20 protein-coding genes are annotated in these 20,703 nt (G+C 72.0%); 14 read left to right on the plus strand and 6 right to left on the minus strand.

Going from position 1 to position 20,703, the window contains the following annotated elements:
* Positions 1–111: 111 nt before the first annotated feature.
* A complete protein-coding gene (locus V6U90_RS20370; RefSeq protein WP_334438850.1) occupies positions 112–1,410 on the minus strand; it encodes a Gfo/Idh/MocA family protein in 1,299 nt (432 codons plus the stop codon).
* Between the two features lie 147 nt (positions 1,411–1,557).
* On the opposite strand from V6U90_RS20370, the gene V6U90_RS20375 reads away from it, so the two are divergent.
* The 7 genes from V6U90_RS20375 to V6U90_RS20405 all read left to right on the plus strand — a co-directional run bounded on the left by V6U90_RS20375 (position 1,558) and on the right by V6U90_RS20405 (position 8,871).
* Positions 1,558–2,799: an ABC transporter substrate-binding protein gene (locus tag V6U90_RS20375; protein ID WP_334438852.1), complete on the plus strand. Its 1,242-nt coding sequence runs from the start codon at positions 1,558–1,560 to the stop codon at positions 2,797–2,799.
* A gap of 61 nt (positions 2,800–2,860) precedes the next feature.
* Positions 2,861–3,760, plus strand: a complete 900-nt coding sequence (locus V6U90_RS20380) for a carbohydrate ABC transporter permease (RefSeq protein WP_334438855.1) — start codon at positions 2,861–2,863, stop codon at positions 3,758–3,760.
* The gene (locus V6U90_RS20385) at positions 3,757–4,659 is read left to right on the plus strand and encodes a carbohydrate ABC transporter permease (RefSeq protein ID WP_334438858.1); all 903 of its coding nucleotides are present in this window, start codon (positions 3,757–3,759) and stop codon (positions 4,657–4,659) included. The genes V6U90_RS20380 and V6U90_RS20385 overlap by 4 nt, the downstream gene beginning before the upstream one ends.
* Positions 4,656–5,723 (plus strand): hydroxyacid dehydrogenase, encoded by a 1,068-nt coding sequence (locus V6U90_RS20390; RefSeq protein WP_334438861.1) that lies wholly within the window; start codon positions 4,656–4,658, stop codon positions 5,721–5,723. Before V6U90_RS20385 ends, V6U90_RS20390 begins: the two co-directional genes overlap by 4 nt.
* 65 nt (positions 5,724–5,788) lie before the next feature.
* Positions 5,789–6,670: a Gfo/Idh/MocA family protein gene (locus V6U90_RS20395; protein WP_334438864.1), complete on the plus strand. Its 882-nt coding sequence runs from the start codon at positions 5,789–5,791 to the stop codon at positions 6,668–6,670.
* 120 nt (positions 6,671–6,790) lie between these two features.
* Entirely contained in the window at positions 6,791–7,807 is a 1,017-nt protein-coding gene (locus V6U90_RS20400) for an NAD-dependent epimerase/dehydratase family protein (RefSeq protein ID WP_334438867.1), read from the plus strand.
* 8 nt (positions 7,808–7,815) lie between these two features.
* Entirely contained in the window at positions 7,816–8,871 is a 1,056-nt protein-coding gene (locus tag V6U90_RS20405) for a dihydrodipicolinate synthase family protein (RefSeq protein WP_334438868.1), read from the plus strand.
* A gap of 182 nt (positions 8,872–9,053) precedes the next feature.
* Here the strand turns inward: V6U90_RS20405 and V6U90_RS20410 are convergent, their stop codons facing one another.
* Positions 9,054–10,274: a hypothetical protein gene (locus tag V6U90_RS20410; RefSeq protein WP_334438869.1), complete on the minus strand. Its 1,221-nt coding sequence runs from the start codon at positions 10,272–10,274 to the stop codon at positions 9,054–9,056.
* 78 nt (positions 10,275–10,352) lie between these two features.
* Here V6U90_RS20410 and V6U90_RS20415 point away from each other — a divergent pair, with 78 nt between their 5' ends.
* From V6U90_RS20415 to V6U90_RS20430, 4 genes are read left to right on the plus strand one after another with little or no spacing between them, the layout of a single operon-like run.
* Positions 10,353–11,531: a DegT/DnrJ/EryC1/StrS family aminotransferase gene (locus V6U90_RS20415; RefSeq protein ID WP_334438871.1), complete on the plus strand. Its 1,179-nt coding sequence runs from the start codon at positions 10,353–10,355 to the stop codon at positions 11,529–11,531.
* A complete protein-coding gene (locus V6U90_RS20420) occupies positions 11,528–12,427 on the plus strand; it encodes a dihydrodipicolinate synthase family protein (protein WP_334438873.1) in 900 nt (299 codons plus the stop codon). Before V6U90_RS20415 ends, V6U90_RS20420 begins: the two co-directional genes overlap by 4 nt.
* Positions 12,424–13,206: a hypothetical protein gene (locus V6U90_RS20425; RefSeq protein ID WP_334438876.1), complete on the plus strand. Its 783-nt coding sequence runs from the start codon at positions 12,424–12,426 to the stop codon at positions 13,204–13,206. Before V6U90_RS20420 ends, V6U90_RS20425 begins: the two co-directional genes overlap by 4 nt.
* Positions 13,203–13,964: an amidohydrolase family protein gene (locus tag V6U90_RS20430; protein WP_334438879.1), complete on the plus strand. Its 762-nt coding sequence runs from the start codon at positions 13,203–13,205 to the stop codon at positions 13,962–13,964. The genes V6U90_RS20425 and V6U90_RS20430 overlap by 4 nt, the downstream gene beginning before the upstream one ends.
* A 66-nt stretch (positions 13,965–14,030) precedes the next feature.
* Here V6U90_RS20430 and V6U90_RS20435 read toward each other — a convergent pair whose 3' ends face one another.
* Positions 14,031–14,753, minus strand: coding sequence for a DUF2306 domain-containing protein (locus tag V6U90_RS20435; protein ID WP_334438882.1), 723 nt, complete (start codon positions 14,751–14,753; stop codon positions 14,031–14,033).
* A gap of 89 nt (positions 14,754–14,842) precedes the next feature.
* Here V6U90_RS20435 and V6U90_RS20440 point away from each other — a divergent pair, with 89 nt between their 5' ends.
* The gene (locus V6U90_RS20440) at positions 14,843–15,445 is read left to right on the plus strand and encodes a TetR/AcrR family transcriptional regulator (protein WP_334438884.1); all 603 of its coding nucleotides are present in this window, start codon (positions 14,843–14,845) and stop codon (positions 15,443–15,445) included.
* Here V6U90_RS20440 and V6U90_RS20445 read toward each other — a convergent pair.
* The gene (locus V6U90_RS20445) at positions 15,408–16,280 is read right to left on the minus strand and encodes a putative protein N(5)-glutamine methyltransferase (protein ID WP_334438887.1); all 873 of its coding nucleotides are present in this window, start codon (positions 16,278–16,280) and stop codon (positions 15,408–15,410) included. The two genes, V6U90_RS20440 and V6U90_RS20445, sit on opposite strands and share 38 nt — an antisense overlap.
* A gap of 174 nt (positions 16,281–16,454) precedes the next feature.
* Between V6U90_RS20445 and V6U90_RS20450 the strand changes: the two genes are divergently transcribed.
* Positions 16,455–16,943, plus strand: a complete 489-nt coding sequence (locus V6U90_RS20450; RefSeq protein ID WP_334438889.1) for a type II toxin-antitoxin system PemK/MazF family toxin — start codon at positions 16,455–16,457, stop codon at positions 16,941–16,943.
* Between the two features lie 121 nt (positions 16,944–17,064).
* On the opposite strand, the gene V6U90_RS20455 is transcribed toward V6U90_RS20450, so the two are convergent.
* Together V6U90_RS20455 and V6U90_RS20460 are read right to left on the minus strand one after the other, a co-directional pair.
* A complete protein-coding gene (locus V6U90_RS20455) occupies positions 17,065–18,042 on the minus strand; it encodes an ATP-binding protein (RefSeq protein WP_334438891.1) in 978 nt (325 codons plus the stop codon).
* Between the two features lie 413 nt (positions 18,043–18,455).
* On the minus strand, positions 18,456–18,848 hold the full coding sequence (locus V6U90_RS20460; RefSeq protein WP_334438893.1) for an SCO5389 family protein: 393 nt from the start codon (positions 18,846–18,848) through the stop codon (positions 18,456–18,458).
* Positions 18,849–19,305: 457 nt separating this feature from the next.
* Here V6U90_RS20460 and V6U90_RS20465 point away from each other — a divergent pair, with 457 nt between their 5' ends.
* Positions 19,306–20,505, plus strand: a complete 1,200-nt coding sequence (locus V6U90_RS20465) for an RtcB family protein (protein WP_334438895.1) — start codon at positions 19,306–19,308, stop codon at positions 20,503–20,505.
* Positions 20,506–20,703 lie beyond the last annotated feature (198 nt).

The following is a 20,703-nucleotide window of genomic DNA, read 5'->3' on the forward strand; positions in this document are numbered from 1 at the left end:
CTTCGGGAGTCGGTTCGGTCCGTGCCCGTCGATCCGGTCGACGGGCAGGGAACAGTGGAAACGGTTACGGTCATGGCCGTAAAAGGGGTGGTGTCGCCGTTCCGTCGCGGGTCAACCGGTCACCGTTGTGGCCCCGGTCCGCTGGTCGGGCAGTACCGGAGGCCGCAGCCGGACGGGTGCGCCCCCCGACAGTCGGCTGCGCTCGGCGGCGAAGACCATCCGGTGGCTGTCCAGGGACTCCCGGGGGCCGGACCGGACCAGTGACCGGTCTCCGGTGGCGACCGCCTCGACGAACGCGGCCATCAGCCCGTGATCGCCACCGCCGTGTCCGGAACCGGCGTCCGCGCCACTGGTCGCGATCTCCACCGTGGTGGTGCGGCCGGTGACGAAGTCGGTGTGGATCACCCGTTCGCCGTCGCCTTCCAGGTAGCCCCGGGTGCCCATGATCCGGGTCCGCCGGTGCCCGCCCGGGGTGAAGGCGCTCATGGTGAGCGTGGCCGTCGCGCCCTGGGAGAAGGAGACCGTGACGGTCTGGTGGTCCACCACGTCGTTGTCGCTGGCGTAGACGCAGCGCCCGTACGGCCCGTGGGTCAGCGCCTCCCGTACCCCCTGCTCGGTGAGGTCCCGGGTGAGCACCGACAGCGGCCAGACGTGCCGGCCCGGGTCGGCGAGGCAGTCGGCGTAGAACCGGGTCGCCGAGTACGGGCAGGTCGACTCGACCCGGCAGTCCACGCACCGGTCCGCGGCGTCGGCCGGCCGGTTGCCGGGGTGGAAGTGGTTCAGCCGGCCCACGCTGCTGACCTGTGTGGGCGTGTCCGCCACCAGGTACTGGAGCCAGTCCAGGTCGTGGCAGCACTTGGCCAGCAGGCTGGACGAGGACTCGTCCGCGCGCCGCCAGTTGCCGCGCACGTAGGAGTGCGCAAAGTGCCACCAGCCGACCGGCTCCAGGTGCTCCACGCCGATGATCTCGCCGACCGCCCCGGCGGTCACCAGCTGCCGGACCGTATCCGTGTACGGGGTGTAGCGCAGGACGTGGCAGACCGCGAGCAGCACGCCGGTGCGCTCGGCCACCTCGACCACCGCCTCGCAGGCGGCCTCGTCCGGGGCCATCGGTTTCTCCAGCAGCACGTGGTAGCCGAGCGCGGCGAGGCGGGCCACCGGCTCGGCGTGTTCGCGGTCCGGCGTGGCGATGACCACGGCGTCGGCCAGCCGTGGCTGCGTGGCTAGGGCCTGCCAGGACGGGTACCGGTCGGCGGCGGGCACCCCGTGCCGGTCGGCGAGCGCCTCGCGGTAGTCGGATCGGGGGTCGGCGACAGCGACGACGCGGGCGCGGTCCGGGAAGTGTTCGGCGTATCCGGCGTAGGTGCCGCCCCGGCTGCCCGCGCCGACGATGGCGAGCGAGACTGTCATCCGATTCCTCCGAGATTCGGTGGGGTCCCAGCCGGCTGTCCAGCCGGAGGAGCAGGAACGATGCGACCTTGAGATGATTCGGCCTCTAGTATCGGCCCGGACCGTAAGTTAGCCTACTGCGAACCAAGCTCCCTGGAAGGATGCGAGATGCGTGTTCAGAAGAGCCTGTCGGCCATTGCGGTGGCGCTCGTCGCCGCGCTCGCGGCCGGTGGCTGTGGCGGGTCCGACTCCGGCGGGTCGGACAAGAAATCGGTGACCATGTGGATCTACCCGGTCATCGCCGACGAGGCCAAGCACCGGGCGTACTGGGACGAGACGATTACCGCGTTCAAGGCCAAGCACCCCGACACCGAGGTCAAGGTCGAGATCTTCCCCTGGGCGAACCGGGACCAGGCACTGGCCACCGCGATCGCCGGTAACAAGGGCCCGGACGTGGTCTACCTGATCCCGGACCAGCTGCCCAAGTACGCCCGCAACATCGAGCCGGTCGACGCGTACCTCGACGACGCGGCCAAGAGCGACTACCACGAGAACGTGATCAAGTCGGTCAGCATCGACGGCAAGATGATGGGCGCCCCGGTGCTCACCAGCTCCCAGCCGCTGACCTGTAACAAGAAGGTCTTCGAGGCCGTCGGCCAGCAGACCTACCCGAGCAGCTGGAACGACCTGCTGGCCATGGCGCCGGCGTTCAAGGCCAAGGGCTTCGACATCACCTCCTACCCCGGTGACATCAAGAACACCCTGAACCTGACCTTCTACCCGCTGCTCTGGCAGGCCGGCGGCGACGTGTTCAGCGCCGACGGCAAGTCGGTCGCCTTCGACGGCGACGCCGGCCGCAAGGCGCTCGGCCTGGTCAAGCAGCTCGTCGACGGCGGGTACACCGAGAAGAGCCTGATCACCACCCAGCCGCCGGTGGAGCAGACCCGCCTGGCGCAGAACAAGGTCGGCTGCGTGTGGCACTCGCCGACGTCGGAGCTGGAGAAGTTCTGGGGCAAGGAGAACATCAAGGTCCTCCCGCCGCTCACCGAGACCAAGTCGGTCGCGTACGGCACCGTCGGCTCGCTGTCGATGCTCAAGGGCGCGCAGGACAAGAAGGCCGCCGGTGAGTGGATCGCCTTCGTCTCCGGCGCCGAGCAGGCCAAGAAGTACGACCTGTCGTCCAACTTCTTCTCCGCGAAGAAGTCGGCCGGTGCGCTCTACACCAGCGACCCGGTGCTCGGGGAGATGGAGAAGTTCGTGAGCACCACCACCCCCGGACCACTGCACGAGAAGGCCCGCGACGTCCAGGGCGTGCTCGCCCCGGAGATCCAGGCCGCCCTGCTCGGCAAGAAGTCCGTCGACCAGGCGCTGAGCGACGCGGCCAAGGCCGCCAACCAGCTGCTCGGCTAGTACTGACCCGGTTCGCGGTGGGCGGCGCCGCCCACCGCGAACCGTCAAGGGAGGATTCGAGATGGTTGCACTCCCGGCGGGTCGTGGCCGGCGCCCGCGCCGGCCGTCGGCCCGCGAGGCCGGTACGGCGTTGCTGTTCGTACTGCCGTTCCTGCTGCTGTTCATCGTGTTCCGGTTCGGCCCCGCGATCGCCGGGGCGGTGCTCGGGTTCACCGACTACACCATCGGCGGTGAGGCCGGATTCGTCGGCCTGGACAACTTCCGTCGCCTGGTGGAGGACTCGACCTTCTGGTCCGCGCTGCGGGTGACGGTGATCTTCACCGCGCTCTCCGTACCGCTGTCCATGATCGCCTCGCTGGCCATGGCGGTGCTGACCCGGCGGATGTTCCGTGGGGTCAAGCTCTTCCGGTCCATCTTCTTCCTGCCGGTGGTGACCAGCCTGGTGCTGGCCGGCGTGGTCTTCACCTGGGTGTTCTCCGAGGGTGGGCCGTGGTCGCAGGCGATGGGTGCGCTCGGCCTGCCGGCCGGTTCCTGGCTCGCCGACAGCGTCCTGGTCATCCCCGCGCTGGTGCTCGTCTCGGTCTGGTCCCGCTTCGGGTACGGCATGCTCATCCTGCTCGCCCGGATGCAGGACATCCCGGCCGAGCTGGAGGAGGCGGCGCTCACCGACGGCGCATCGGCCTGGCAGCGGTTCCGCTACGTGACCCTGCCGCAGATGCGTCCCGCGCTGTTCTTCGTGGCGATCATCGAGACCACGGTGTCGTTCCAGGCCTTCGACACCATCTACGTGATGACCGGCGGTGGCCCCGTCCGGTCCAGCTACACCCTGGTCTACATGCTCTACGACCAGGGCTTCAAGTACTTCGACCTGGGCTACGCCAGCGCGGTCGGGGTCGCCCTGTTCGTGCTGACCATCATCGTGGCGCTGATCCAGCGCCTCACCCTGGGGAGGGAAAAGTGACGGACACCCTCGCGCCACCGGCGGCCGTGACCCCCGACCCGCCGGTCCCGCCCCGTCGCCGGTCGCGCCCCTACCGGCCGGGTCAGCCCAGCCTGGTGGCCAAGATCGTGCGTACCGGGCTGCTGCTGCTCGGCGCCGTGGTCACGCTCTTCCCCTTCTACGCGATGGTCGTGCTGTCGTTCAAGCCGGCCGGCCCGGTGACCTTCCCGGACAGCCTGCTGCCCTGGCCGTTCTCCACCGAGGCGTACGACCAGGTGGTCGGCGCCAAGAGCGTGCTGCGCTGGATGTGGAACACCGTCATCTACTCGGTGGTGTCCGTGGTCGGCGTGCTGCTGTTCGCCTCGATGGCCGGGTACGCCTTCGCGAAGAAGCGCTTCCCCGGCAAGGAGGCGATGTTCTGGTCGTTCCTGGCGATGCTGATGGTGCCGTACCACGTCACCATGATCCCGACGTTCATCATCATCTCCGAGCTGAACGGCGTGGACACCTACTGGGGCATGATCGTGCCGACCCTGGCCAACGCCCAGGCGGTGTTCCTGATGCGGCAGTTCATCGCCTCGCTGCCGGACTCGCTGTTCGAGGCCGCCCGGCTGGACGGCTGTTCCGAGTGGCGGGTCTACGTCTCGATCGTGCTGCCGCTGATCAAACCGATCATGGCCACCCTCGGGGTCTTCGTCTTCCTCTGGCACTGGAACGACTTCCTCTGGCCGCTGATCGTCGGACAGAGCCTCGACATGCGGACGCTCACCACCGGCATCGCCTCGCTCCAGCAGGAGAACGTGCCACTGAACATGCTGCTCGCCGGCTCGGTGGTGGCCTTCGTGCCGATCTTCATGGCGTACCTGATCGGGCAGCGCTACTTCACCGAGGGCGTGAGCACGACGGGCATCAAGGGGTGACCGGCCGGACGGTGGCCCCGGCGGAGCTGACCGGCCGGACGGTGGGTCCGGCGGAGCGTCCGCCGCTCATCGCGGTGGCCGCCCCACCGCACCTGCGGCGGCTCTTCTTCGAACCGGCCGCCTGGGACGCGCTGGCGGCGCTGGGCCGGCTGCGACTGCCTACCACCGATGCCGACGTGGGCGACGAGCGGGTCCTCGCGGAGCTGCTCGCCGACGCCGACGTCGTGATCACCGCCTGGGGTACACACCGGCTGTCGGCACCGGTGCTGGCGGCAGCGCCCCGGCTCCGGCTGCTCGCGCACACCGGCGCCACGGTGAAACCGTTCGTCACCCCGGAGAGCTTCGCCCACGGGGTACGGGTCACCCAGGCCGGTGACGCGATGGGCTACGCGGTGGGGGAGCAGGCCCTGGCCCTCACCCTCGCCCTGCTGCACCGGGTACACCGGTACGACCACGCGCTGCGGACCGGGGTGGACTGGGACCGGGCGAAGGACGTACCGCCCCGTCGGGAACTGCGCGGCGCGACGGTGGGCGTGGTCGGGGCGTCCCGCACCGGGCGGGCGTACCTCGGGCTGGTCCGGGCGCTCGGGGCGGAGGTGCTGGTCGTCGACCCGCTACTGACCGACGAGGCGGCGGCCGGGCTGGGCGTCACCCGGGTCGGGCTCGACGAGCTGCTCACCCGCTCGCGGGTGGTGTCGCTGCACGCCCCGGTCCTGCCCGCCACCACCGGGATGATCGGTGCCCGGGACCTGGCCCTGCTGCCCGACGGCGGGCTGCTGGTGAACACCGCCCGGCCGGCGCTGGTGGACGAGGCCGCCCTGCTGGCCGAGCTGCGGACCGGGCGGATCGACGCGGCCCTGGACGTCTTCGACGCTGAGCCGCTGCCGGTCGACCATCCGTTGCGGCACCTGCCCAACGTCCTGTTGACCCCGCACGAGGCCGCCGGCACGGTCGAGTCCCGCCAGCGGGCCGGGGCGATCGTGGTCGACGAGATCGATCGGTTCCTGCGTGGCGCGGCACTGCGCCACGAGATCCGGCCGGAGCAGCTCGACACGATGGGCTGAGCGGGTTTCCCGCCGCTGACCAGCGGTTGACGCGGCGGGAAACCCCCTGGGTAGCCTCTGGACCCATGCGCATCGCCCTGGCCGGACTGGCCACCAGTCACCCGTACACCGACGCCCGGGCCCTCCGGGGCGACGCCGAGCTCGTGGTCTGGGAGCCGGATCCGCAGCGGTTGGCGCGGTTCCGTGACGAGCAGCCGGACGCGACGGTGGTACCGGATCTGGCCGGCCTGCTGGCCACCCGGCCGGACGGGGTGGTGCTCACCGTGCCCACCCCGCAGGTGCCCCAGACCCTGGCGCAGGTGCTCGACCACCGGCTGCCGTGTTTCGTCAACAAGCCGGCGGCGGCCACCGCCGAACAGCTCGCCCGGCTGGAACCGGTCGTCTCCCGGGCACCGGAGCTGGTGCTCTCCTCCTCGGTGCTGCGGTTTGCCCCGGACTTCGTCGCGCTGGACGTACCCCGCGAGGAGGTGCTGGCGGTCCGCGCGACGATCCGGCACGACGTGGGGGTCTGGGCCACCGGGTACAACCCCTGGCAGGTCGACCCGGCGGTGGGCGGCGGCGCCCTGGTCATGATGGGGCTGCACGGGGTGGAGCTGATGGTCGCCCTGCGGGGACCGGCCGTGCGGCTGGTCGGCGCGAGTGGGGCGACCCGCAGTTACCGGACCCTGCCGTCGGAGGACACCGCGGTGCTGACGATGCAGTGGGACGACGGGGTGCCGGGCACCGTCGAGGTCATCGGGGTGACCTCCGACGAGGCGTACGAGATCACGGTGCACACCCGGGACGGCGAACGCCGTGTCGCGCTGCGGGGCGGGCCGGAGGAGCTGGGCTACCGGGCCACCATCGACGCGTTCCTCGACATGGTCCGCGGTGCCCCCAGCCCGGTGCCGTGGGCGCAGACCCGGGCCGTGCTGACCCTGCTCGCCCAGGCGCGCGCCCGGGTCTGACCGCCCGGCCGGTGTCGGTGGACGGCCGGCCAGTTATCGCGTAGATGCCCTGCATCACCTTGACGGCCGAATCCGGTTGAAGTTACGGTCAGGACCGTTAATCGGAGAGGGGCCTGTTGTATGCGTTCGTTGGCAGAGCTTGAGGAGCGGCTGTCGCGCCCGCGGGACGTCCTGGTGGACGATCTACGCAAGCTCGACGGCGACATCCTGATCCTCGGCGCCGGTGGGAAACTCGGTCCGAGCCTGGTCCGGTTGGCGCTGCGCGGGGTGGCGGCGGCCGGCACCGGAGCGCAGGTCATCGCCGTCTCCCGCTTCTCCGAGGCCGGGCTGGCCGACGCGCTGCGCGCCGAGGGCGCGGTCGTGGTCGAGGCGGACATCACCGACGACGCCGCGCTGGCCGCCCTGCCGGACGCGCCGAACGTGGTCTTCCTGGTAGGCGCCAAGTTCGGCACCTCGGGCCGGGAGTACGCCACCTGGGCCACCAACACCTACCTGCCCGGCCGGGTGGCCAACCGCTTCGCCGGGTCGCGGATCGTCGCGCTCAGCACCGGCAACGTCTACCCGCTCGTGCCGGTGACCACCGGCGGATGCGTCGAGGAGACGCCGCTGCAACCGGTCGGCGAGTACGCGATGTCCTGCCTCGGACGGGAGCGCATCCTCACCCACTTCGCGCTGAAGCACGACACCCCGCTGGCGCTGATCCGGCTGAACTACGCCGTCGAGATGCGGTACGGCGTCCTCGTCGACATCGCCACCGCCGTCCGTGCCGGCCGGCCCGTCGACCTGACCATGGGACACGCCAACATCGTCTGGCAGGGGTACGCCAACGAGGTGACCCTGCGAGCCCTGCTGCACACCGCAACCCCGCCGTTCGTGCTGAACCTGACCGGCCCGGAGATGATCTCGGTCCGGCAGGTCGCCACCGCGCTTGCCGCCCGGCTGGAACGCGAACCGGTCTTCACCGGAACCGAGGCGCCGACCGCGCTGCTGTCCAATGCCCAGCTCTGCCACCAGCTGTTCGGGTACCCGGACGTGCCGGTCGCCGAACTGGTCGACTGGACGGCGCACTGGGTCGCCGAGGACAACCCCCTGCTCGGCAAGCCGACCGGCTTCCAGCGCCGCGACGGCAACTTCTAGGAGAGACCGTGTTGACTGCTTCGAGCCCTCGGAACTCGACCGCCCTGGACCGGTTCAAGCGCGGTTGCGTCATCCCCGCCCACCCGCTCGCCCTCGACGAGAACCGCAGACTGGACGAGCGGCGGCAGCGGGCGCTGACCCGGTACTACCTGGCCGCCGGCGCCGGCGGGATCGCGGTGGGCGTGCACACCACCCAGTTCGCCATCCACGACCCGCAGATCGGGCTGCTCGCCCCGGTGCTGGAACTCGCCGCCGAGACCGCCGCCGGCTCGGATGCCATCCTGGTGGCCGGTGCCTGCGGGCCCACCGAGCAGGCCGTCGCGGAGGCCGAGCTGGCCGCGTCGCTCGGCTACCACATGGTGCTGCTGCCGCCGCACCCCGACCTCGACGAGGACGCCCTGATCGCGCGGGCCCGCGCGGTCGGCGAGGTGCTGCCCGTGGTCGGGTTCTACCTGCAACCGGCGGTCGGCGGACGGCCGCTGTCCCGGGAGTTCTGGGCCCGGCTGGCCAACCTCGACGCGGTGGTCGGGATCAAGGTGGCACCCTTCGACCGGTACCGCACCCTGGACGTCCTGCACGGCGTCGTGGCGGCGGGGCGGGTCGGTGACCTGGCCCTCTACACCGGCAACGACGACCACATCCTCGCCGACCTGGTGGCTCCGCACCGGGTGGTGGTGGACGGCCGGTCGGTCGAGGTCGAGTTCGTCGGGGGACTGCTCGGCCAGTGGGCGGTCTGGGCGCACACCGCGGTCGGTCTGCTCGCCGAGGCCCACCAGGCCCGCTCCGGTGACGACGACGCGCTGCGCCGGCTGCTCACCCTGGACGGCCACCTGACCGACGCCAACGCCGCGATCTTCGACGCGGCCAACGGTTACCACGGCTGCATCCCCGGCATCCACGAGGTGCTGCGCCGCCAGGGGCTGCTCGCCGGCCGCTGGTGCCTCGACCCGGCCGAGGAGCTCTCGCCCGGCCAGCTCGCCGAGCTGGACCGGGTGCACCAGGCCTACCCGCACCTGCGCGACGACGAGTTCGTCGCGGCGCACCTGGACGAGTGGCTGCGCTGACCACCGGGTGACGACGGCCGGGTGGCGACCACCGGTCGGGCCGCTGCCGGCTGGTCGGGCCGAAGCCGGCGGACGCCGACGGGCCGCTGCCGGCGGACCCGGTCACGGTACCGGTCCATCCGGACACAACGGGGTGTCCGGATGGACCCCGCCTCCGCGTGGGCGCCAGGTCGGGGCGGCGGTCAGAGGGTCAGCCGGTAGAGCGTCAACGGCCGCCCGCTGCTGCCCGAGGAGAGGTTGCCGAGCCGTTCGGCGAGACCGGCCAGCTCCAGCCGGTGCAGCATCCGCCGGGCGGTGCGCTGCTGCACGTTGAGCTGGTCCGCCACCTCCCGGGTGGTCAGTGGCTCGGTGCCGGCGGCGTGGCGTACCTCGCGCAACCGCAGCAGGGTCGGCACGGAGAGGCCGACCCGCTGGGCGATGACCGCCAGGTTGACGTCCGGCGTCGGCAGCGCCGGCGCGGTCGACTCCAGCACGATGTCGGTGTCGCCGCGCAGCGAGAGCACCGCGGCGGCGGAGCCGACCCGACGGGCCCGGCTCAGTGCGCGGCGGGCCAGGTTCTCCGCCTCGGCGGCGCTGCGCCCGAGCCCGAACCCGATGTGTACGGTGTCGTGCCGGTCGGCGAGGCGGCGCAGCATCGGCAGGGTGGTGAAGCCGGCGGTCGCATCGTGCAGCGGCCCCCGGGTGGTGACGATCAGATGGATGTTGTGGGCGAACCGGGCGAGCGTGCCGCCCAGGACCGCGACCTCCCGGAGCAGACCGCCGTCGCCGTCGGAGAGGTGCGCCAGGCCGAGCGCGATCTGCGCGTCCTCCTGTGCCTGGCTGCTGGCGTGCAGCAGCAGCTGGCGCAGGGCGGTCCGGACCGAGTGGTACGACGGGGCGAGGCGGATCACCGGCATCTCGTGGCGCAGCGTCTCGTAGACGGAGCTGATACAGGTCACCGCCACCTCCGCACCGGCCCGTCGCTGCCGGCGGTGGAAGTGCGCCACGTCCTTGCTGGCCAGGCCGCTGCGGTACGGCAGGGTGCGCACGTGTTCCACCGGCAGGCCGGCCTCGCCGAAGGTGGTGTTGACGTCGGTGCTGGTCAGGGTGTCGATGGAGACCCGGGTCACGTCATGGCCGTCGCGCAGCAGCCGCACGGCGGCCTGGAGCAGGGTCGCCCCGGTGTAGTCGACGAAGATCGCCGGCCGGTTGAGCACGTTCGCGTCCCGGGCCAGGGTGTACGGCACCACGCCGGTGAACAGCCAGGCCTCCACCTGCCCGGCGTGCGCCTCGACGATCGCCGGGGCCTGTGACTCGTGGTCGTAGTCGAACCGCCGGACCGTGACCCCGGGTTGCTCCTCGCAGGTCGTGGCGACGTCGTCGACCAGGTCGTGGGGACCGACGACGCCGATCTCGATGCTCACCGACTCCTCCTCAACGGTTGCGTGGTTCGCATCTTCAGATTACGGTCAGGCCCGGTATTCGTGAAGCCGGGAGGGCGCGTGTCGTATCCCAGCATGGCCGACGCCGACGGGCGAACCCTCGGCGCGGAGGAGATCGAGGCGGTCAGCCGCGTGCTGCGTACCGGCATGCTCAGCTCCGTCTGGGGCACCGAGGTTCGCGCCCTGGAACGGGAGATGGCCGCGCTGCACGCGGTGCCGCACGCCGTGGCGTGCAGCTCGGGCACCGCCGCCCTGCACCTGGCCGTGGCAGCGGTCGCGCCGGATCCCGGCGACGAGATCATCACTTCTCCGATCAGTGACATCGGTACGGTCGCGCCGATTCTCGCCCAGAACGCCGTCCCGGTTTTCGCCGACGTCGATCCGTACACGGGGAATCTAGACCCGGACGCGGTGGCCGCCGCGATCGGGCCGCGTACCCGGGCGATCCTCGGGGTGCATCTCTTCGGCGCCGCCGCGACCGGGCTGCGTGAGGTGGCCGACGCGGCCGGTGTCCCGCTGATCGAGGACTGCGCCCAGGCGTGGCTCACCCGCTATCCCGACGACCGGCTCGCCGGCACCGTCGGGACGATCGGCTGTTTCAGCCTCCAGCAGTGGAAACACATCACCTGCGGCGACGGCGGGCTGGTCGTCACCGGCGACGCGACCCTGGCCCGCCGGATGCGGCTCTTCGCCGACAAGGGCTGGCCCCGCGACGGCGGAACCCGGCGGTACGTCAGCCTCGGGCTGAACTACCGGATGACCGAGCTGGCCGGGGCGGTCGCCCGGGCCCAGCTGGCCAAGCTGCCCGCCGTGCTGGCCGACCGGCGGCGGACCGCCCGCCGGCTCGTCGCCGCACTGGCCGACCTGCCCGGCGTACGCCTGCCCGCCGACCCCGACCGGCACGCCTGGTGGCTCTTCCCGATCGTGCTGGAGCCGCCGCTGGACAACGCCGACGTGGCCGCCCGGCTCGCCGCCGACGGGGTACCGGCCCGCGCCGGCTATCTCGACGAACCGCTGCACTGCGCGCCCGTGCTCACCGACGCGCCGTTCTACGGCACCTCCCGGTACCCGCTGTGCACCCCGCCCGCCGACCGGTTGCCCCGCTACGGGTGGGGGACCCGGCCGAACGCGGAACGGCTGGTGACGCAGACTCTGCTGGTGATCCAGTGGAACGAGCGCTACACCGACGAGCACGTCGACCGGATCGCGGCGGCGGTCCGCCGGGCGGTGACCGGATGACGATCGACCCCCGCGCGGCGGCCCTGCGTGACCGGCTCCGCTGGCGGCTCGTCGCCGCCGCGGCCACCCCGTCGACCGCCACCGGCGACGTCGATCCGGCGACCGTCGGCGGGTACCTGCGCGGGCTGGTCGCCGACGGCGCTGACGCCCTCGCGGTGCTCGCCCACACCGGTCGCGGTCCGTTCCTCGACCCGGACACCCGGGCCGGCGTCATCCGGCAGGCGGTGGCGACCGGGGTGCCGGTCCTCGTCGGGGTCGGCGGGCGGCCGGGGGAGACCGGCGCGGAGGTGGCCGCCCAGGCGGTCCAGGCGGCCGCGCTCGGTGCCGTCGGCCTGCTGGTCTTCCCGGTCACCGACGATCCGGTCGGCCACCACGACGCCCTGTGGCGGGCCGCCGGCCTGCCGATGCTCGCCTTCGACCTCTACCTCTGTCCGTACCCGCCGGACACGCTCGCCGCGCTGCTGGCGCATCCCGGTGTCGCCGGGGTCAAGGCGGCCCGGCTGCACGACGCGATCGCCTGTCAGGCCACCCTGGACGCCGCACACGCCGCCGACCGGCTGGCGGTGACCGGCGAGGACCGGATGTTCGGCCCGTCCCTGATGTGGGGTGCCGAGGCAGCCCTGGTCGGGCTGGCCGCCGCTGCGGTGCCGGTCACCCGGGCCGTGCTGCGCAGCTTCGCCGACGCCGACCACGCCGGCTTCGTCGCCGCCTCCGCGCGGCTCGACCGGCTCGCCGCCGCCACCTTCACCGCTCCGATGGAGGGGTACGTGCAGCGCATGCTCTGGATCGCGGCCGAGGAAGGGCGGATCCCCGCCGGGCACGCCGTCGACCGGTACGGCCCCGCACTGCCCGCCGGTGAGCGGGAACGGGTCCTGCGGGCGGTACCGACGCGATGACCGCCCCCGCCGCCGGCAACCCCTCCGTCGCCGCCGACCCGTCCCCGGTCAACCCGTTCGTCGCCACCGACCTGCCGCCGGTGACCCTCGACATCGACGTGCTCATCGGCCGGTACGCCGACCGCCCCGGGCCGTCCGGGGAGCCGGAGGCGGTGGCCGCGCTGCTGTCCGGCAACGGCATCACCGGCGCGGCCGTGGCCAACCTGCGGGCCGCCCTGTTCGGCGTGACCAGCGGCAACGACGAGGTCGCCGCTCTCGGCAGCACGGTGCTGCCAGTCGGTGCGCTGGATCTGCGCGACGCCCTCGGCGCCGAGCGGGAGATCGTCCGGCTCGCCGGGCGGGGTTTCCGGGCGGTGCGCATCTTCCCCGACGAGCAGGGGGTCCAGCCCGACTACCCCTCGGTGCGGCACGTGGCCCGCCGGGCCACCGAGGCGGGGCTGGTGATCCTGGCCGGCGGGGATGTCCGCCGGTACTGGCGACCGCTGCGCGGGGCGACCGTGGTCTTTCTGGACACGCACTTCTACCACCTGGGCGACTTCGTGGTGGCCGCCCGGGACGAGCCGGGTTTCCACACCTCGACCCGGCTGCTCAACTCGCCCGACGCGCTGGAGACCGTCGCCGCGCACCTCGGTGTCGGGCGGCTGCTCTACGGCTCCCGTACGCCGTTGCAGGAGCCGGTGGTGCCCCGACTCCGGCTGGCCCGGTCCGGACTGGACGCGGCCGAGGTGGCCGCCGTGGCTGGCGGCAACGCCCGGCGGATCCTGGGGGTCGCAGCGTGATCATCGACGTGCACGCGCACTGGGGTCCGTGGTTCTTCAGCATGGACGTCGGCGCGGTCGCGGTGAACCTCGCCGTGATGGACCGGTACGGCATCGACCTGGCGGTGGTGTCGGCCACCGAGGCGGTGATCTACGACGTCCGGTCCGGCAACCGGGCGATGGCCCGGGTGCTGGAGACCACCGACCGGTTCCTCGGCTACCTGACCGTCAACCCGCGCCGGTTGGCCGACGCCGAGCGGGACCTGGCCGAACTGCTCCCGTCCGGCCGGTTCGTCGGCGTCAAGATCCATACGGACTACTCCGGTTCGCCGGTCACCTCCGCGCAGACCCGGGAGGCGCTGGCCCTGGTCGCCGCGTACGACCTGCCGGCGCTGGTGCACACCTGGGACACCACCCCGCTCGACCTGGCCCAGGCGTGCGCCGACATCCCGGGGCTGCGGGCCATCGCCGGGCACATGGGAGCGAACGGCTGGCGGTACGCCGTCGAGGCGGCCAACTCCGTGGACCGGCTCTGGCTGGAGCCCTGCTTCTCGCACACCGAGGCCGGCCGGTTCGCCGCGGTGGCGGCGGCCATCGACCCGCGCCGGCTGCTCTTCGGTACCGACGCCACGCTGATCGACCCGGCAGCGGCCTACGGCGCGGTACTCGCCGCCGACCTCGACCCGGTCACCGCCGAGCGGGTCGCCTGGCGCAACGCCGCCGAACTGTTCGGCGTCGACCCGGTCCGCACCGACCCGTCCGGCACCACACGCGGGTAGTCGCCCTCCACCACCACCCCGGTCCGGGTGCCCGCCGACACGTTGGGCAGCCAAACCGCCTCCTTTTCAGGCCGTCAGCCGGTACGACGGCAACCCGCGTCGGCGGATCAGCCACTCGGCGACGAGCAGGTTCGGCAGCCAGGCGAGGAACGGCAGCGGGGCGTACGCGTTGTCGAAGACCGCCTGGAAATCACCCTCGGCGACGGGCAGTTGCACGAGGATCAGCACCCCCAGCCAGGTGCGCAGGGTGACTGCCCCGTAGGTGAGGGCGTAGTTGCGGATCATCCAGGCGCGGTGCTGGCGCAGGTCGCCACCGCGGACGGCCCGGTAGCCGCGCAGCGCCGTCCAGCCCCAGACCACCGCCAGACCGCCGAACCCGAAAAAGCCCACCAGGCCGGCCGAGTTGACCGGCGCCAGGACCAGCGCGGAGAGCACGCCCAGCGCCACGGCACCGAGATAGGTCCGGCCGATCAGCCGGTGCGCCGCCGGGTACCGCTGCCGCAGCCGGCGGGAGAACTGCCCGGGCCCGAGCAGCAGGGCCAGCGCGCCGGTGACGACGTGCAGGTAGAACGCGACCTGCACCGGCGGTGCGGCGGACGCGTAGTGCGGGGCCAGCCCGGCGTCGGCGCCGGCCAGGTCCGCCAGGCTGCCCTGGGCGTAGAGCGCGATGGAGTATCCGCCGACCGCCAGCGCGGACAGGGCCACCACGAGCCATCCGGTCGGGGACCGGCGGGGCGGCCGGGTGGTGGTCACCGGCCCAGCCGGTCGGGTGATCGTCGCTTCGGTCAAGCTTCGCCTCCTGGCAGACCCAAATGTATGTATCAGTCACTTACAATGTAAGTGACGCCAACATAAGGGCTGATGTTAGAGTCGTCAACATGCCCACCGGCGTCAAGCGGAGCTCCTACCACCACGGCTCGTTACGCGAGGCGTTGCTCGACGGTGCCCGGACGCTGCTGGCCGAACGGGGCAGTCAGGGCTTCAGCCTCAACGAACTGGCCCGCCGGGTGGGGGTCAGCTCGGCGGCGCCGTACCGGCACTTCGTCGACCGGGACGCCCTGCTGGGCGAGCTGGCCGACCAGGGATACCTCGGCCTGCGTACCGCGCTGGAGGAGACGGAGCGGCCCAGCACGACCCCGGCCGACCGGATCCGCCGGATGGGGGTGGCCTACCTGCGGTTCGCCGCCGACAACCCGGCTGTCTTCGGCATCATGTTCCAGCACCGGCCCGGGCACGAGAAGGTGCGCCCACTGGCCTTCCAACCCCTGGTGGACGTGGTCGGGCAGGCGCAGGAGCACGGTGACCTGCCAGACCACGTGCCACCGGGAGTGGTGGCCCGGACCATCTGGGCGACCGTGCACGGCCTGGCCACCCTCCAACTCGGTCAGGGCTTCGTGGGCCTGGGCCTGGAGGACTCCACGGAGAACCTGGTGGACCAGGCGCTCACCCTGCTGCTGCGGCGTCCACGCCCGGGAGGCTGAGTCCGCGCCGAGCCGGCCGCGTTCCGGTGACCACCGTGGCGTACCGCTCGGCGCACCGGGCCACCGTCGGGACCAGGCCGGCGTCGGCGACGATCGCCACCGCAACCCGCACCTGGTGCTCACCGGTTTCGAAGAGCAGGTGACCGTCGGGTGCCAACCACGCGGGCGCCTCGGCGGCCACCCGACGCAGCACGTCGAGCCCGTCCGCACCACCGTCGAGCGCCAGCCGGGGCTCGTGCACCCGGGCCTCGGCGGGCAGCAGTGCCACCTCCGCGCTCGGCACGTAGGGCACGTTGGCGAGCAGGATGTCGACCCGACCCCGCAGGGTGGCCGGCAACGGGCGGAAGAGGTCCCCCTGGTACACCTGCCCGCCGACGGCGCCGACATTGTGGCGGGCGCACCGCACCGCGACCGGGTCGAGGTCGGCGGCGTGCAGGTCGATACGCCCCCGGGCCTCCGCCAACGCCACACCCAGCGCCCCCGAACCGCAGCACAGGTCGATGACGATCGGCGTCCGGTTGGTAGGTGGGCAGAGGTGGGCCGCCCGCTCGACGAGGAACTCGGTACGGCGCCGGGGAACGAACACCCCTGGTTCGACCACCATCCGCCGCCCGCAGAACTCGGCCCAACCGAGGACATGCTCCAGGGGCAGGCCGGCGGCGCGGCGCTCGACCATCCCGGCGGCCTCGGCCGCGGAGCGGGCGGAGGACAGGATCAGTTCCGCCTCCTCCTCGGCGAAGACGCAGCCGGCGGCGCGGAGGCGGGCAATGACAGCTGACGGGGTGACAGTGATCTGGGGAGCGGGCACAGGGACCTCCGGGAGAGCCTGGGTCATGCTCTCCCTGCGCACCTATCCCAGGTGGACGCGGAAGGGGGAGAGCAGTCGGTCGGACGACGCGTTGATCGGTCCCACCCCCTCAGGTCGTGCCAGTCGATCCGCTCACCATACCGGAACCCGCCGCCCGTCCACCGGTCGCTCCCGCCGCGACCGGCGGGTACGCTGCCCGCCATGGCAGGTCTGTGGCGGGGTGTGGCGGCGACGGTCGGTCGGGTGGCGGGCCGGATCCCGACCCCGCGTCGAGGGCCCAGCCCGGCCCAGGTGGCGCGGCGACGTCAGGTCACCGCCCTGCAGAGCCGACGCCTGGTCTACGCCCCCGAGTTGGACGGGCAGGCCGACCCGGGGGAGATCGTCTGGACCTGGGTGCCCTACGAGGACGATCCCCGCCAGGGCAAGGACCGGCCGGTGCTCGTGGTCGGGCGGGAAAGCCGGACCCTCTTCGGGCTCATGCTCTCCAGCCAGGGCGACCGGGACGGCCAGCGGCACTGGCTGGCGCTCGGCCCCGGTGAGTGGGACCGCGACAACCGCCCGAGCTGGGTACGCCTCGACCGGGTCCTCACCATGCGGGAGGACAGCATCCGGCGGGAGGGCGCGGTACTCGACCCGGACCGGTTCACCCGGGTCGGGCATGCGCTGCGCGCCGGCTACGGCTGGTCCTGAGGTGTAAGGAAGGGCCCCCTCTTATCGTTTTCGGTAGAGGAAGGGGCCCTTCTTAACACTCCGGCGTGAGTTCGTCGGGCGGGGTCGACGTCCCGCAGCCCAACTCGGCTGGACGCCGTCGCTAGCCGGGTACGGCGACCGGGCGGGTGGCCACCGCCGGACCGAGGACGAAGTCCGGGTCGATCTGGCTGGTCAGGTCGGTCCCGGCCCGCTCGTTGGCCCAGGCGTGCGCGTTGCGCCGGTGGAACTCGTGGGCGAGCCGGGTGAAGGTCGACCAGTCCTGTTCGGTGCGGTCCACGGTGTCCACCATCCGGTCCAGCACGGCCCGGTTGGCGGGTTCGAGCTCCTCCAACGGAGCCACCGTCCCGCGTTCGGCGCGCCGGACGTACGCGGAGCGGCTGACCCAGGTCAGCAGGGCGTCGCCCACGTGCTCGCGGAGGAAGCCGACGTCGGAGTCATCCTCGATCTTGTTGCCGACCACGGAGAGCGCCACGCCGTACTCGCGGGCGTATCCGGCGTACTGGTGGTACACGCCGACACTGCGCAGGGTCGGTTCGCAGACCAGGAAGGTCCGGTCGAAGCGGGTGAACAGGCCGGAGGCGAACGAGTCGGCGCCTGCGGTCATGTCCACCACCACGTACTCGCCGGGGCCGTCGACGAGGTGGTTGAGCAGGAGTTCCACCGCGCCGACCTTCGAGTGGTAGCAGGCCACGCCCAGGTCGTCCTCGGTGAACGCGCCGGTCACGGCCAGCCGTACGTCGCCCACCGGCCGTACGCAGGCCTGGTAGATCGGGTTGTCGTCGACCACGCGGAGCAGTCGGGACCCGGCGCCGGGCGGGGTGGTCTTGACCATCGCCGCTGGGGAGGTGATCCGGGGGTTGTCGCCGCGCAGGTACTCCTTGATCTGTGGCAGGTACTCGCTGAGCGGTGGTGCGCTGGTCGACGGCGTGGTCGTACTGCCGAGCGCGGTGGCGAGGTGCTGGTTGATGTCGGCGTCGATGGCCAGCACCGGGCGCCCGGCCCTACCCAGGTGACGGGCGAAGAGTGCGGCCAGGGTGGTCTTGCCGCTGCCGCCCTTGCCGACGAATGCGACCTTCATTGGCGCCACCCCAACGACCAGGTTATGGAAACCGTTTTCATGGTCGGCATGGTAGCGGGCCGGATGTCGGAGTCGCCGGAAAAGGGCCATCCTGTGGCGTGTCGGGCTGCCGGCCCGGACCGGTCGGCCGGTGGTGCGCGAGGGTGCCCGGTCTACCGGACGGTGCGCGAGGGTGTCCTGGCCTGCCGGGCGGTGCGCGAGGGTGCCCGGTCTACCGGACGGTGCGCGAGGGTGTCCTGGCCTGCCGGGCGGTGCGCGAGGGTGCCCGGTCTACCGGACGGTGCGCGAGGGTGTCCTGGCCTGCCGGGCGGTGCGCGAGGGTGTCCTCGCCTGGCGGGCGGTGCGCGAGGGTGCCCCGGTCCGCCGGGCGCGTCCGAGCGGCCGGGGGCACCCCGCGATGTCGTGGCAGTGGGTCAGCAGTCGCGCAACTCGGGGGACTGGTTCAGCAGTTGGCCCCGAGGTGAGATGAAGCGGCGGTAGGTGTCCGAGTCGACCGCTGCGGGCCGGAAGGCCGCCACCCGGTGGCAGTTCTGGAAGGCGAGCTTGACGCCGAAGTGGCGCTCCAGGCCGGCCCTGATCGCGTCGCTGGCCAGGGCGCGGAGCAGTTGGCCGCGTTCGGTCTCGGTGGGCGGCGGGATGACGTTGTCGGCGAAGTCCTCCGATGAGGACTCCAGGTCGGCGGCCACCCGGCTGACCGTCTGCCACGCGTACGGCAGCGAGTCGCGGATGCAGGCGACGAACTCCGCGTCGTCGACTGGGCCGCGCTCGGCGGCTTCGAGCAGTGTGGGCGGGACAGTGAGAGACATGCTCCTCCTCGCGGGTACTGGCAACGACGATCATTGTCATCTGTACTCCGCGAGCACATCACGTAACCAACCGTACGTCAATATGTCCGACCCGCTGCCTGGAAATCCGTTGTCGGTGTCGGTGGGCGCGCCTACTGTTGCCCTGCACCTGACGAGTGAGGAGTGACCGATGCCGGTGACCGGACCACGACCCTGGCGGTGGACGCCGGCCGGTCGCCTGGCCGGGACCGGGACAGTCCTCCGGTGCACCACCGTCAGGGTCCCCCGCCACGGCAGACCATTGCCGGTCGTCCGGGCGCGCTGAGCCCGACCCCGTCCCGCCCGGTGCGGCCCCGGCATCCAGGGACCGTGGGGACGATCGACGAGCGTGCTCTACCGCCCCGTCCGGCCCTGCTCCGGTGCCGTGGGCATCGACAGTCCAGACTTTTCCTGCCTTCCATCGATCTGAGGAGATCCGGTGAGTTACACCCTGCTCTACGGCACCCGAGCCCCGGTCCGGGTCTGGACCGAACCGTGGACGATCGACGAGGGCGCCACCCGGCAACTGCGCAACATCGGCGCCCTGCCCTGGGTCGAGGGGGTCGCCGTGATGCCGGACGTGCACTACGGCAAGGGCGCCACGGTCGGCTCGGTCATCGCCATGCGGCAGGCCCTCGCACCGGCCGCGGTCGGCGTCGACATCGGCTGCGGGATGTCCGCGGTACGCACCAACCTGACCGACGCCGACCTGCCCGACGACCTCGGCGCGCTCCGGTCCGCCATCGAGGCCGCGATCCCGGTCGGGTTCCGCGCCCACGACGACCCGGTCAACCCGTACCGGGTGCACGGCCTGCCGACCGCCGGATGGGACACGTTCTGGTCCGGCTTCGACGCGCTGCACGAGGGCGTCACCGCCCTGCGGTCGCGGGCGGAGAAGCAGATCGGCAGCCTGGGCGGGGGTAATCACTTCATCGAGGTCTGCGTCGAGCAGGGTGGTGCGGAGGCGGGGCGGGTCTGGCTGATGCTGCACTCCGGATCCCGCAACATCGGCAAGGAACTGGCCGAGCGGCACATCGCGGTCGCCCGGCAGTTGCCGCACAACGCCGACCTGCCCGACCGGGACCTGGCCGTGTTCGTCGCCGGCACCCCGGAAATGGCCGCCTACCGTCGGGACCTGGAGTGGGCCCAGGAGTACGCGGCCCGCAACCGGGCAGTGATGCTCGCGCTGCTGTGCACCGTGGTCCGTAACGCGGTACCGAAGGTCCGTTTCGACGAACCCATCTCGTGCCATCACAACTACGTAGCTGAGGAGCGGTACGGCGGGGTGGACCTGCTGGTGACGCGGAAGGGCGCGATCCGGGCCGGTCGCGGTGACCTCGGCATCATCCCCGGGTCGATGGGCACCGGTTCGTACATCGTGCGTGGTCTGGGCAACACCGACGCGTACTGCTCCGCGTCGCACGGGGCGGGACGGCGGATGTCCCGCGCCAAGGCCAAGAAGACGTACTCGGTGGCCGACCTGGCCCGGCAGACCGTCGGGGTGGAGTGCCGCAAGGACGCGGGCGTGGTCGACGAGATCCCGGCCGCGTACAAGGACCTTGACGCGGTGATGAAGCAGCAGTCCGATCTGGTCGAGGTGGTCGCCCACCTCAAGCAGGTGGTCTGCGTCAAGGGCTGAGCAGGGCGCCGGCCACGGGCGCGACCCGGGCCGGCGCTTCCGCATGCCTGTCGTCCGGTTGACGGCCGGATGTCCGGTTCGGGGCGCCGCCCGGTGGCGCCCGGTGGGGAATGGTGGCGGGTCGGGGGTCGTTGTGTATCGGGTACGACCGAGGAAGCGTCCGCGCTGGTCAGTGAGCGTGGGTGTGGGTCGCCGGGA

Source organism: Micromonospora sp. CPCC 206060, from assembly GCF_036906895.1.
Taxonomy (GTDB): Bacteria; Actinomycetota; Actinomycetes; order Mycobacteriales; family Micromonosporaceae; genus Micromonospora.

Bases quoted from the DNA above. Each gene is read 5' to 3' on its own strand.
- V6U90_RS20370 (WP_334438850.1), bottom strand. From the start codon at position 1,410: ATGACAGTCTCGCTCGCCATCGTCGGCGCGGGCAGCCGGGGCGGCACC.
- V6U90_RS20420 (WP_334438873.1), top strand. From the start codon at position 11,528: ATGACGATCGACCCCCGCGCGGCGGCCCTGCGTGACCGGCTCCGCTGG.
- V6U90_RS20425 (WP_334438876.1), top strand. From the start codon at position 12,424: ATGACCGCCCCCGCCGCCGGCAACCCCTCCGTCGCCGCCGACCCGTCC.
- V6U90_RS20445 (WP_334438887.1), bottom strand. From the start codon at position 16,280: ATGACCCAGGCTCTCCCGGAGGTCCCTGTGCCCGCTCCCCAGATCACT.
- V6U90_RS20380 (WP_334438855.1), top strand. From the start codon at position 2,861: ATGGTTGCACTCCCGGCGGGTCGTGGCCGGCGCCCGCGCCGGCCGTCG.
- V6U90_RS20440 (WP_334438884.1), top strand. From the start codon at position 14,843: ATGCCCACCGGCGTCAAGCGGAGCTCCTACCACCACGGCTCGTTACGC.
- V6U90_RS20375 (WP_334438852.1), top strand. From the start codon at position 1,558: ATGCGTGTTCAGAAGAGCCTGTCGGCCATTGCGGTGGCGCTCGTCGCC.
- V6U90_RS20455 (WP_334438891.1), bottom strand. From the start codon at position 18,042: ATGAAGGTCGCATTCGTCGGCAAGGGCGGCAGCGGCAAGACCACCCTG.
- V6U90_RS20460 (WP_334438893.1), bottom strand. From the start codon at position 18,848: ATGTCTCTCACTGTCCCGCCCACACTGCTCGAAGCCGCCGAGCGCGGC.
- V6U90_RS20400 (WP_334438867.1), top strand. From the start codon at position 6,791: ATGCGTTCGTTGGCAGAGCTTGAGGAGCGGCTGTCGCGCCCGCGGGAC.
- V6U90_RS20450 (WP_334438889.1), top strand. From the start codon at position 16,455: ATGGCAGGTCTGTGGCGGGGTGTGGCGGCGACGGTCGGTCGGGTGGCG.
- V6U90_RS20395 (WP_334438864.1), top strand. From the start codon at position 5,789: ATGCGCATCGCCCTGGCCGGACTGGCCACCAGTCACCCGTACACCGAC.